The following is a 12,528-nucleotide window of genomic DNA, read 5'->3' as shown; positions in this document are numbered from 1 at the left end:
GGAGAAGATGCATGAAGGGACTACTCGACCTTTTCAAGCAGTTCACCCCGGATGAGCATTTCGATGCCATCAAGATCGGCCTGGCGTCCCCGGAGAAGATCCGGAGCTGGTCGTTCGGCGAGGTGAAGAAGCCCGAGACCATCAACTACCGTACCTTCAAGCCGGAACGCGACGGCTTGTTCTGCGCCAAGATCTTCGGCCCGATCAAGGACTACGAGTGCCTGTGCGGCAAGTACAAGCGCCTGAAGCACCGCGGCGTGATCTGCGAGAAATGCGGCGTCGAGGTCACCCAGACCAAGGTGCGCCGTGACCGCATGGGCCACATCGATCTGGCCGCGCCCTGCGCGCACATCTGGTTTCTGAAGTCGCTGCCGTCGCGCCTGGGCCTGGTGCTCGACATGACGCTGCGTGACATCGAACGCGTGCTGTACTTCGAGGCCTACGTGGTCGTCGACCCGGGCATGACCGAGCTGAAGAAGTTCTCGATCATGACCGAGGACGACTACGACGCGAAGAAACAGCAGCACGGCGACGAATTCGTCGCGCTGATGGGCGCCGAGGGCATCCAGAAGTTGCTGGCCGAGATCGACCTCGACGTCGAGATCGAGCGCCTGCGCGGCGACATGACTGGCTCCGAGCTCAAGGTCAAGAAGAACTCGCGTCGCCTGAAGGTGATGGAGGCCTTCAAGAAGTCGGGCATCAAGCCGCAGTGGATGGTGATGAACGTGCTGCCGGTGCTGCCGCCGGACCTGCGTCCGCTGGTGCCGCTGGACGGCGGGCGCTTCGCCACGTCCGACCTGAACGATCTGTACCGCCGCGTCATCAACCGCAACAACCGCCTGGCCCGCCTGCTCGAACTGAAGGCGCCGGAGATCATCGTGCGCAACGAGAAGCGCATGCTGCAGGAGGCGGTGGACTCGCTGCTCGACAACGGCCGCCGCGGCAAGGCGATGACGGGCGCGAACAAGCGCGCCCTGAAGTCGCTGGCCGACATGATCAAGGGCAAGAGCGGTCGCTTCCGCCAGAACCTGCTGGGCAAGCGCGTCGACTACTCGGGCCGTTCGGTCATCGTGGTCGGCCCGACGCTCAAGCTGCACCAGTGCGGCCTGCCCAAGCTGATGGCGCTCGAGCTGTTCAAGCCCTTCATCTTCTCGCGCCTGGAAGCCATGGGCATCGCCACCACCATCAAGGCGGCGAAGAAGGAAGTGGAATCGGGCACGCCGGTGGTCTGGGACATCCTTGAAGAAGTCATCAAGGAACACCCGGTCATGCTGAACCGCGCGCCGACGCTGCACCGCCTGGGCATCCAGGCGTTCGAGCCGGTGCTGATCGAGGGCAAGGCGATCCAGCTGCACCCGCTGGTCTGCGCGGCGTTCAACGCCGACTTCGACGGTGACCAGATGGCCGTCCACGTGCCGCTGTCGATCGAGGCGCAGATGGAAGCCCGCACGCTGATGCTGGCCTCCAACAACGTGCTGTTCCCGGCCAACGGCGAACCGTCGATCGTGCCGTCGCAGGACGTCGTGCTGGGTCTGTACTACGCGACCCGCGACCGCATCAACGCCAAGGGCGAGGGCCTGATCTTCTCCGACGTGGTCGAGGTGCAGCGCGCGCTCGACAACGGCCAGGTCGAGATCACCGCGAAGATCGCCGTGCGCCTGACCGAGTGGACCAAGGACAAGGAGAGCGGCGAGTTCGTGCCGGAGTCCAAGCTGGTCGACACTACGGTCGGCCGTGCTCTGCTGTCGGAGATCCTGCCCAAGGGCCTGCCGTTCGCCAACATCAACAAGGCGCTGAAGAAGAAGGAGATCTCGCGGCTGATCAACACCTCCTTCCGCAAGTGCGGTCTGAAGGAGACGGTGGTGCTGGCCGACAAGCTGCTGCAGAGCGGCTTCCGTCTGGCCACGCGCGCCGGTATTTCGATCTCGATCGACGACATGCTGGTGCCCAAGCAGAAGCACGACCTGATCGAGCGCGCCGAGAAGGAAGTCAAGGAGATCGAACAGCAGTACGTCTCGGGTCTCGTGACGGCCGGGGAGCGCTACAACAAGGTCGTCGACATCTGGGGCAAGACCGGCGACGAGGTCGGCAAGGTCATGATGGCCCAGCTGTCCAAGCAGAAGGTCGAGGACCGTCACGGCAAGCTGGTGGACCAGGAGTCGTTCAACTCCATCTACATGATGGCCGACTCCGGTGCGCGCGGTTCCGCCGCGCAGATCCGCCAGTTGGCCGGCATGCGCGGCCTGATGGCCAAGCCGGACGGCTCGATCATCGAGACGCCCATCACGGCGAACTTCCGTGAAGGCCTGAACGTGCTGCAGTACTTCATCTCCACCCACGGCGCCCGCAAGGGCTTGGCGGACACGGCGCTGAAGACCGCGAACTCCGGCTACCTGACGCGCCGCCTGGTCGACGTCACACAGGATCTGGTGGTGACCGAGGACGATTGCGGCACTGACGCCGGCATCGCGATGCGCGCGCTGGTCGAGGGCGGCGAGGTCATCGAGTCGCTGCGCGACCGCATTCTCGGCCGCGTGACGGCCATCGAGGTGCTGCATCCAGAGACCCAGCAGGTGGTCGTGCCGGCCGGACTGATGCTCGACGAGGACACGCTCGACATCGTCGAGGCGGCTGCCGTCGACGAGGTGAAGGTCCGCACGCCGTTGACCTGCCATACGCGCTTCGGCCTGTGCGCCAAGTGCTACGGCCGCGACCTCGGTCGCGGCGGGCTGGTGAACGCCGGCGAGGCGGTGGGCGTGATCGCCGCGCAGTCGATCGGCGAGCCCGGCACGCAGCTGACGATGCGCACCTTCCACATCGGTGGCGCGGCGTCGCGTGCCGCGGTGGCCTCCAGCGTCGAGGCGAAGTCCGATGGTCACATCGGCTTCAATGCGACGATGCGCTACGTGACCAACGGCAAGGGCGAATTGGTGGTGATCTCGCGTTCCGGCGAGATCATCATCTCCGATCAGCACGGCCGAGAGCGCGAACGCCACAAGGTACCGTACGGCGCGACGCTCAACATCAAGGCCGACCAGCAGGTCAAGGCCGGCACCGTGCTGGCCAACTGGGATCCGCTGACCCGGCCGATCATCACCGAGTTCGCCGGCAAGGCGAAGTTCGAGAACGTGGAAGAGGGTGTCACCGTCGCCAAGCAGGTGGACGAGGTGACGGGCTTGTCGACGCTGGTGGTCATCGACCCGAAGCGCCGTGGCGCAGCCAAGGTGGTTCGCCCGCAGGTGAAGCTGCTCGACGCAGCCGGGAACGAGGTGAAGATCCCCGGTACCGACCACTCGGTGACGATCGGTTTCCCGATCGGCTCGCTGGTGCAGATCCGCGACGGTCAGGACCTCGCCCCGGGCGAAGTGCTGGCCCGCATCCCGGTCGAAGGCCAGAAGACGCGCGACATCACCGGCGGTCTGCCGCGGGTGGCCGAGCTGTTCGAGGCCCGCACGCCCAAGGACAAGGGCACCCTGGCCGAGATGACCGGGACCGTGTCGTTCGGCAAGGAGACCAAGGGCAAGGTGCGCCTGCAGATCACCGACCCGGACGGCAAGGTCTACGAAGAGCTGGTGCCGAAGGAGAAGAACATCCTGGTGCACGAAGGCCAGGTGGTCAACAAGGGCGAGTCCATCGTCGACGGCCCGGCCGATCCGCAGGACATCCTGCGACTGCTGGGGATCGAGGAACTGGCGCGCTACATCGTCGACGAGGTGCAGGACGTCTACCGCCTGCAGGGTGTGAAGATCAACGACAAGCACATCGAGGTGATCGTTCGCCAGATGCTGCGCCGTGTGCAGATCGTCAACCCGGGCGACACGCACTACATCCTGGGTGAGCAGGTCGAGCGCGCCTCGATGCTGGACACCAACGACAAGATGCGCGCCGAAGGCAAGATGATCGCGACGCATGCCGACGTGCTGCTGGGTATCACCAAGGCCTCGCTGTCGACCGACTCGTTCATCTCGGCGGCGTCGTTCCAGGAGACCACGCGCGTGCTGACCGAAGCGGCGATCATGGGCAAGCGCGACGAACTCCGTGGTCTGAAGGAGAACGTCATCGTCGGTCGTCTGATCCCGGCCGGGACCGGCCTGGCTTTCCACCGGGCCCGCAAGGCCAAGGAGGAAATGGACGACGCCGAACGCCGCTCGATCGCTCTGCAGGAGGCTGAGGAGCAGGCCCTGCTGACGCCAGCGACGACCGCCGAGGCTGTGGTGGGCGAGGAGCCGGCGCCGCCCCCGGCGCAGTAGTTGGGGTTGCGCAGCGACTGCAAGGGCGGCTTCGGCCGCCCTTTTTCATGAGCGGCTCGTCGCGGTGGGGCGGTTAGCTTCAGCGGCAGCCTCGGCGCTGACGGTCATGCTGGCCTGCCAATGAGTGGGTGTGAGTACACGCAAACCAGTTGGCGCGGCGCGCCGTGCCAGCTTGAGCAGCGCCCGATCCCGGGTCAACAGCCAAGTGACGTGGCGCGCCAATGCGAGATCGATGAACATCTGGTCGTCGGGGTCCGTGCAGCGCAGCGAACAGCCCGGGACGGTGTCAGTGTCTACCTGGGCCCAACGCGCCCAGGCGGCCTCAAGGCGGGCGACATCAGGCGACCACGCGCTCAGGCTGGGGCTTGCGAACAGCCGCCGGTGCTCGAGCAGCATCGCGGGTGTGGCGATCCAGCGGAGCGTGCCGCACTCGATTGCCCGCCCGAAGGCAGCGCCCGGGTCCTGGAAAACGAGCCAGTCCAAGATCGCATTGGTGTCGATGACCGCGTTGGGCGGAGGGGCTGCTGTCATGGAGAAGGGGGAGAGGCGACCGACGGAGGCAGGCCCTCTTGCTTGCGGGCAATGTTCGACACGAATATACTGTCAGGCTTTTCGGCAGATTCTGCTGCGCTCTTTGCTGGGCGACCTGCGCCGCGCTTCCTGAATCGTCCTCGCTCGAGGGCCCAGGCGCGCATCCCGGGTTGGTTCCGTCTGGAGGCGTCGCGCATGACACCGGAAGACCTGAACCAGTAACTTCAAACGGGAACAAGTTACCCATGCCAACCATCAACCAGCTCGTGCGCCACGGTCGCCAGACCGAGGTCACGAAGTCGAAGTCGCCTGCGATGCAGGGCGGCCCGCAGCGTCGGGGCGTCTGCACGCGCGTCTACACCACCACGCCGAAGAAGCCGAACTCGGCGCTCCGGAAGGTCGCCAAGGTGCGCCTGACCAACGGGTTCGAGGTCATCTCCTACATCGGCGGCGAAGGCCACAACCTGCAGGAGCACAGCGTGGTGCTCGTGCGCGGCGGCCGGGTCAAGGACTTGCCGGGCGTGCGCTACCACATCGTGCGCGGTTCGCTCGATCTGCAGGGTGTGAAGGACCGCAAGCAGTCGCGCTCCAAGTACGGCGCGAAGCGCCCGAAGAAGGCGTAAGACTGCGCCAGAGGATCGTCGGCCGCGAGGCCGGTGTCGGATGGCCCGCCGCAGGCGGGTCGAGTAAGTGGGTGGCCCCGGTGTGTGGCTGCCCGAGGCGCCCGAACGGCGCCGACTGAAGCACAGAAGGAAGAGAAATGCCCCGTCGTCGCGAAGTACCCAAGCGTGAGATCCTGCCGGACCCGAAGTTCGGCAACGTCGATCTCTCGAAGTTCATGAACGTGATCATGGAATCCGGCAAGAAGGCCGTGGCCGAGCGCATCATCTACGGCGCCCTCGAGACCGTCGAGAAGAAGGCCAACCGTGATCCGCTCGAGGTCTTCATCACCGCGCTGAACAACGTGAAGCCGATGGTCGAAGTGAAGTCTCGCCGTGTCGGCGGTGCGAACTACCAAGTTCCCGTGGAAGTTCGCCCCGTTCGTCGCATGGCGCTGGCGATGCGCTGGCTCAAGGAGTCGGCTCGCAAGCGCAGCGAGAAGTCGATGGCCCAGCGTCTCGCGAATGAACTGCTCGAGGCCTCGGAAGGCCGCGGCGGCGCAATGAAGAAGCGCGATGAAGTTCACCGCATGGCCGAAGCCAATAAGGCGTTCTCGCACTTCCGCTTCTAAGTCTCTTTTGGTCCCCGGCCGCTCTTCGGGTTTGTACGAACCCGCGAGCGGCCCCTGTATTTGGAGTCACACCATGGCCCGCAAGACCCCCATCGAGCGCTACCGCAACATCGGTATCTCTGCGCACATCGATGCCGGCAAGACCACCACCACCGAGCGCATCCTGTTCTACACCGGCGTGAACCACAAGATCGGTGAAGTGCACGATGGCGCGGCGACCATGGACTGGATGGAGCAGGAGCAGGAGCGCGGCATCACGATCACGTCGGCTGCCACCACCTGTTTCTGGAAGGGCATGGAGCTGGCCTTTCCCGAGCACCGCATCAACATCATCGACACCCCGGGGCACGTCGACTTCACCATCGAGGTGGAGCGCTCGATGCGCGTGCTCGATGGCGCCTGCATGGTTTACTGTGCCGTGGGCGGCGTGCAGCCGCAGTCGGAGACGGTCTGGCGCCAGGCCAACAAGTACAAGGTGCCGCGCCTGGCGTTCGTCAACAAGATGGACCGCACCGGTGCGAACTTCTACAAGGTCTATGACCAGATGAAGGTTCGCCTGAAGGCGAACCCGGTGCCCATCGTGCTGCCGATCGGTGCCGAGGAGAACTTCACCGGTGTGATCGACCTCATCAAGATGAAGGCGATCATCTGGGATGAAGCCTCCCAGGGCATGAAGTTCAACTACGAGGACATCCCCGCTGACCTGCAGGCCGAGTCGCAGAAGTGGCGCGAGAACATGGTCGAGGCTGCGGCCGAGGCCAGCGAAGAGCTGATGAACAAGTATCTCGAATCGGGCGAACTGACCGAGGCGGAGATCAAGTTCGGCATCCGCACGCGCACGATCGCCGCCGAGATCCAGCCGATGTTCTGTGGCACCGCCTTCAAGAACAAGGGCGTGCAGCGCATGCTCGACGGCGTGATCGACTTCATGCCGTCGCCGATCGACATTCCCCCGGTTCCCGGCCATGACGACGACGACAAGGAAGTGGTTCGTCGTGCGGCCGATGACGAGAAGTTCGCCGCGCTGGCTTTCAAGCTGATGACCGACCCCTACGTCGGCCAACTCACCTTCGTGCGCGTCTATTCGGGTGTGCTGAAGTCCGGTGATTCGGTTTTCAACCCGATCCGAGGCAAGAAGGAGCGCATCGGGCGGATCCTGCAGATGCATGCCAACCAGCGCGAAGAGATCAAGGAGATCCTGGCCGGCGACATCGCGGCCTGCGTGGGCCTGAAGGAAGTGACCACGGGCGAGACGCTGTGCGATCCGGACGCGATCATCACGCTCGAGAAGATGATCTTCCCCGAGCCGGTGATCTCGCAGGCCGTCGAGCCCAAGACCAAGGCCGACCAGGAGAAGATGGGCATCGCCCTGGGTCGTCTGGCTCAGGAAGACCCGTCGTTCCGCGTGCGCACCGATGAAGAGTCCGGCCAGACCATCATCTCCGGCATGGGCGAGCTGCACCTGGAAATCATCGTCGATCGCATGAAGCGCGAGTTCGGCGTAGAGGCCAACGTCGGCAAGCCGCAGGTTGCCTACCGCGAAACCATCCGCAAGCCGGTGTCGGACATCGAAGGCAAGTTCGTTCGCCAGTCGGGCGGCAAGGGCCAGTACGGCCACGTCGTGCTGAAGATCGAGCCGCAGGAGCCAGGCAAGGGTTTCGAGTTCGTCGACGCCATCAAGGGTGGCGTGGTGCCGCGCGAGTTCATCCCGGCGGTCAAGAAGGGCGTCGAAGATTCGCTGCCGAACGGCGTGCTCGCGGGCTTCCCGGTGGTGGACGTGAAGGTCACGCTGACCTTCGGTTCGTACCACGAGGTCGACTCGAACGAGAACGCCTTCAAGATGGCCGCGTCGCTGGGCTTCAAGGACGGCTGTCGCAAGGCCTCGCCGGTCATCCTCGAGCCGATGATGGCCGTGGAAGTTGAGACACCGGAAGACTACGCCGGCAACGTCATGGGCGACCTGTCGTCCCGTCGCGGCATGGTGCAGGGCATGGACGACATGCCGGGCGGTGGCAAGGCCATCAAGGCCGAGGTGCCGCTGTCGGAGATGTTTGGCTACTCGACCACGCTGCGCTCGATGTCGCAGGGCCGCGCCACGTACACGATGGAGTTCAAGCACTACAGCGAAGCGCCCAAGAACGTGGCCGACGCGATCATCACGTCGCGCGCGAAGTAAAAGCGCTGAGAAAACAAGCCGGTCTTCGGTGAGGTGCCGCCTGCTGCCAGTGGCAGGTGAATCCGCTCCCCGCCGGAGACCTTAAACCGAACACTGGCACTGTTCTTTATCTGGAGATTCTGAAATGGCCAAGAGCAAATTCGAGCGGACCAAGCCGCACGTGAACGTTGGGACGATTGGGCACGTGGACCACGGGAAGACGACGCTGACGGCGGCGATCACGACGATTCTGTCGTCGAAGTTCGGTGGTGAGGCCAAGGCGTACGACCAGATCGACGCGGCGCCCGAAGAGAAGGCGCGCGGCATCACGATCAACACGGCGCACGTTGAGTACGAGACCGCCAACCGGCACTACGCGCACGTTGACTGCCCCGGACACGCCGACTACGTGAAGAACATGATCACGGGTGCGGCGCAGATGGACGGCGCCATCCTCGTGTGCTCGGCCGCCGACGGCCCGATGCCCCAGACCCGCGAGCACATCCTGCTGGCCCGTCAGGTCGGCGTGCCCTACATCATCGTCTTCCTGAACAAGTGCGACATGGTCGACGACGCCGAGCTCCTCGAGCTGGTGGAGATGGAAGTGCGCGAACTGCTCGACAAGTACGAGTTCCCCGGTGACGCCACCCCCATCGTCCACGGCTCGGCCAAGCTCGCCCTCGAAGGCGACAAGGGCGAACTCGGCGAACAAGCCATCATGAAGCTGGCCGAAGCCCTCGACAGCTACATCCCCACGCCCGAGCGTGCGGTGGACGGCGCCTTCCTGATGCCGGTGGAAGACGTGTTCTCCATCTCCGGGCGCGGCACCGTCGTCACCGGCCGTGTCGAACGCGGCATCATCAAGGTCGGCGAGGAAATCGAGATCGTCGGCATCAGCGCCACGCAGAAGACCACCTGCACCGGCGTCGAGATGTTCCGCAAGCTGCTCGACCAGGGTCAGGCGGGCGACAACGTCGGCATCCTGCTGCGCGGCACCAAGCGCGAAGACGTGCAGCGCGGCCAGGTGCTGTGCAAGCCCGGCTCGGTCAAGCCGCACACCCACTTCACCGCCGAGATCTACGTCCTGAGCAAGGAAGAGGGCGGCCGACACACGCCGTTCTTCAACAACTACCGTCCCCAGTTCTACTTCCGCACGACGGACGTGACGGGCGCGGTGGAGTTGCCCAAGGACAAGGAGATGGTGATGCCGGGCGACAACGTGAGCATCACGGTCAAGCTGATCAACCCGATCGCGATGGAAGAAGGCCTGCGCTTCGCCATCCGTGAGGGCGGCCGCACCGTCGGCGCAGGCGTCGTCGCCAAAATCATCGAGTAATGCATGACGGCGGGTGGGTACGTCCCGCCCCGCCTTTCACCACCCCGCTGCGGGCGCTGCCCGCCGCACCGCTCTTTGAAGGAACCGTCATGCAAAAGCAAAAGATCCGCATCCGCCTGAAGGCATTCGATTACAAGCTGATCGATCAATCGGCCCTCGAGATCGTCGACACCGCCAAGCGCACCGGCGCCATCGTCAAGGGCCCGGTGCCCCTGCCGACACGCATGCAGCGTTTCGACATCCTGCGTTCGCCGCACGTCAACAAGAGCTCGCGCGACCAGTTCGAGATCCGCACCCACCAGCGCCTGATGGACATCGTCGATCCCACCGACAAGACCGTCGACGCGCTGATGAAGCTTGACCTGCCGGCCGGCGTGGACGTCGAGATCAAGCTGCAGTAAGTTCCGATCGGGTTCGCTGCGGACCCGGGTGGTTGCGGCTTCGGCCGCTGCTGCTACAATCGCAGGCTTTTCTGCCCTCGGCACTCCGGTGTCGCGGGCAAAACATCGTGGTGACCCGGCGCAATGCGTTCGGTCGCCTCAGTGAAGTCAGTCCGACCAATCGATGTCGGACATTGGAGAAGAACCATGACTACAGCCAATCCGGGCGATCGCCTCGGCTTGCTGGGCCGCAAGGTGGGCATGATGCGCATCTTCACGGACGACGGCGACGCCGTGCCCGTGACGGTGCTTGACGTGTCCAACAATCGCGTCACCCAGGTCAAGACCGTCGAAACCGACGGCTACAGCGCCATCCAGGTGACATTTGGCGCCCGCAAGGCGTCGCGCGTCACGAAGCCAGAGGCCGGGCATCTCGCCAAGGCGGGTGTCGAGGCTGGCGAAATCCTGCGTGAATTCGCGGTCAGCGCCGAAGTGGCGGCCGAGTACAAGCCGGGCGGCACGCTGCCGGTCGGCCTGTTCGCCGCCGGCCAGAAGGTCGACGTGCAGGGTACGTCGATCGGCAAGGGCTTCACCGGCACCATCAAGCGGCACAACTTCGGCTCGCAGCGCGCGTCGCACGGCAACAGCCGTTCGCACAACGTGCCGGGCTCGATCTCGATGGCCCAGGATCCGGGTCGCGTGTTCCCGGGCAAGAAGATGTCCGGCCACCGCGGCGACGTGACCAAGACCACCCAGAACCTTGACATCGTGCGTGTCGACGAGGCCCGCCAGCTGCTGCTGGTGCGCGGCGCGGTTCCTGGTGCGAAGAACGGTTTCGTGACCGTGCGCCCGGCCGTCAAGGTCAAGGCCAAGAAGGGAGCGAACTGATGGAACTCGAGCTCCTGAACGAACAAGGCCAGGCCGCCTCGAAGGTCGACGCGCCGGACACCGTGTTCGGTCGCGACTACAACGAAGCGCTGGTGCACCAGGTGGTGGTGGCCTACCAGGCGAATGCCCGCCAAGGTACGCGCGCCCAGAAGGATCGCCAGACGGTCAAGCACTCGACCAAGAAGCCGTGGCGCCAGAAGGGCACCGGCCGGGCTCGCGCCGGCATGACCTCGTCGCCGCTGTGGCGCGGAGGCGGTCGGATCTTCCCGAACAGCCCGGAAGAGAACTTCAGCCACAAGGTCAACAAGAAGATGTACCGCGCCGGCATGGCTGCCATCTTCTCGCAGCTCGCTCGTGAAGGTCGCTTGGCCGTGGTGGATTCGATCAAGGTCGAGACGCCCAAGACCAAGGCGCTGGCCGCGAAGTTCAAGGCCATGGGCCTGGAGTCGGTGCTGGTGATCGCGGACGAGGTGGATGAGAACCTGTTCCTCGCGTCGCGCAACCTCGCCAACGTGCTGGTGATCGAGCCGCGTTATGCCGATCCGCTGTCGCTGGTCTTCTACAAGAAGGTCCTGGTGACGAAGGGCGCGATCGAGAAGCTCAAGGAGATGCTGGCATGAGCGCTCTCAAGTTCGATGAAGGTCGCCTGATGAAGGTGCTGGTCGCGCCGATCGTGTCCGAGAAGGCCACGGCGGTCGCCGAGTCGCACAACCAGGTGCTGTTCAAGGTGCTGCAGGACGCGACCAAGCCCGAGATCAAGGCGGCGGTGGAACTGCTGTTCAAGGTCGAGGTCGACAAGGTGTCGGTCGTGAACACCAAGGGCAAGACCAAGCGCTTCGGCAAGGGTGTGGGTCGCCGCGACAACGTTCGCAAGGCCTATGTCTGCCTGAAGGCGGGTCAGGAGCTCAACTTCTCCGGGGAGGCCGCGTAATGGCCGTCGTCAAAGTCAAGCCCACGTCCCCTGGCCGCCGTGCCGTGGTGAAGGTGGTGCATTCGCACCTGCACAAGGGCAAGCCCGAAGCGTCGCTGCTCGAGCCGCAGATCCAGAATGCAGGCCGGAACAACAACGGCCACATCACCATCCGGCACAAGGGCGGTGGTCACAAGCACCACTACCGCGTGGTCGATTTCAAGCGCAACAAGGACGGCATCCCGGCGAAGGTCGAGCGTATCGAGTACGACCCGAACCGAACCGCCCACATCGCGCTGGTGTGCTACGCCGATGGAGAGCGCCGTTACATCATCGCTCCGCGCGGTCTGGAAGTCGGTGCCACCATCCTGAGCGGCTCGGAAGCGCCGATCAAGGCCGGCAACACGCTGCCGATCCGCAACATCCCGGTGGGCTCGACGATGCACTGCGTCGAACTGCTGGCCGGCAAGGGCGCGCAGATCGCGCGCTCGGCTGGCACTTCGGTGACGCTGCTGGCACGCGAAAGCACCTACGCCCAGGTTCGCCTGCGCTCGGGTGAGGTGCGTCGCATCCACATCGAGTGCCGTGCCACGATCGGCGAGGTGAGCAACGAAGAGCACAACCTGCGCCAGTACGGCAAGGCCGGTGCGATCCGCTGGAAGGGCGTTCGCCCGACCGTTCGTGGCGTGGCCATGAACCCGGTGGACCACCCGCACGGCGGCGGCGAAGGCCGCACCGGCGAGGGCCAGGTGCCGGTGTCGCCTTGGAACACGATGACCAAGGGCTACCGCACTCGCAGCAACAAGCGCACGCAGACGTTCATCGTCTCGCGTCGCAAGAAGTAAGG

11 protein-coding genes are annotated in these 12,528 nt (G+C 64.6%); 10 read left to right on the top strand and 1 reads right to left on the bottom strand.

The window, feature by feature from the left end; translation table 11 throughout:
- Positions 1–11: 11 nt before the first annotated feature.
- Positions 12–4,250 (top strand): DNA-directed RNA polymerase subunit beta', encoded by a 4,239-nt coding sequence (gene rpoC / locus MPE_RS17430; RefSeq protein WP_011831024.1) that lies wholly within the window; start codon positions 12–14, stop codon positions 4,248–4,250.
- A 45-nt stretch (positions 4,251–4,295) separates the two neighbouring features.
- On the opposite strand, the gene MPE_RS17425 is transcribed toward rpoC, so the two are convergent.
- Complete coding sequence (locus MPE_RS17425; protein ID WP_011831023.1) at positions 4,296–4,781, bottom strand: PIN domain-containing protein; 486 nt, start codon at positions 4,779–4,781, stop codon at positions 4,296–4,298.
- A gap of 245 nt (positions 4,782–5,026) precedes the next feature.
- On the opposite strand from MPE_RS17425, the gene rpsL reads away from it, so the two are divergent.
- From rpsL to rplB, 9 genes are all read left to right on the top strand, one after another.
- Positions 5,027–5,404 (top strand): 30S ribosomal protein S12, encoded by a 378-nt coding sequence (gene rpsL / locus MPE_RS17420; protein WP_011831022.1) that lies wholly within the window; start codon positions 5,027–5,029, stop codon positions 5,402–5,404.
- A 137-nt stretch (positions 5,405–5,541) separates the two neighbouring features.
- Complete coding sequence (gene rpsG, locus MPE_RS17415) at positions 5,542–6,012, top strand: 30S ribosomal protein S7 (RefSeq protein WP_011831021.1); 471 nt, start codon at positions 5,542–5,544, stop codon at positions 6,010–6,012.
- A gap of 73 nt (positions 6,013–6,085) precedes the next feature.
- On the top strand, positions 6,086–8,188 hold the full coding sequence (gene fusA, locus MPE_RS17410) for an elongation factor G (protein WP_011831020.1): 2,103 nt from the start codon (positions 6,086–6,088) through the stop codon (positions 8,186–8,188).
- A 124-nt stretch (positions 8,189–8,312) separates the two neighbouring features.
- On the top strand, positions 8,313–9,503 hold the full coding sequence (tuf, locus tag MPE_RS17405) for an elongation factor Tu (protein ID WP_011831019.1): 1,191 nt from the start codon (positions 8,313–8,315) through the stop codon (positions 9,501–9,503).
- An 89-nt stretch (positions 9,504–9,592) separates the two neighbouring features.
- The gene (gene rpsJ, locus MPE_RS17400) at positions 9,593–9,904 is read left to right on the top strand and encodes a 30S ribosomal protein S10 (RefSeq protein WP_011831018.1); all 312 of its coding nucleotides are present in this window, start codon (positions 9,593–9,595) and stop codon (positions 9,902–9,904) included.
- Between the two features lie 186 nt (positions 9,905–10,090).
- Positions 10,091–10,771: a 50S ribosomal protein L3 gene (rplC, locus tag MPE_RS17395; RefSeq protein WP_041929744.1), complete on the top strand. Its 681-nt coding sequence runs from the start codon at positions 10,091–10,093 to the stop codon at positions 10,769–10,771.
- On the top strand, positions 10,771–11,391 hold the full coding sequence (gene rplD / locus MPE_RS17390; RefSeq protein ID WP_011831016.1) for a 50S ribosomal protein L4: 621 nt from the start codon (positions 10,771–10,773) through the stop codon (positions 11,389–11,391). Before rplC ends, rplD begins: the two co-directional genes overlap by 1 nt.
- Complete coding sequence (gene rplW, locus MPE_RS17385; protein ID WP_011831015.1) at positions 11,388–11,702, top strand: 50S ribosomal protein L23; 315 nt, start codon at positions 11,388–11,390, stop codon at positions 11,700–11,702. The genes rplD and rplW overlap by 4 nt, the downstream gene beginning before the upstream one ends.
- A complete protein-coding gene (gene rplB / locus MPE_RS17380) occupies positions 11,702–12,526 on the top strand; it encodes a 50S ribosomal protein L2 (protein WP_011831014.1) in 825 nt (274 codons plus the stop codon). Before rplW ends, rplB begins: the two co-directional genes overlap by 1 nt.
- Positions 12,527–12,528: the final 2 nt, after the last annotated feature.

Source organism: Methylibium petroleiphilum PM1, from assembly GCF_000015725.1.
GTDB lineage: Bacteria > Pseudomonadota > Gammaproteobacteria > Burkholderiales > Burkholderiaceae_C > Methylibium > Methylibium petroleiphilum.
The sequence above is the reverse complement of the archived record's forward strand: the minus strand, read 5'-3'. Positions and strand labels throughout refer to the sequence as shown.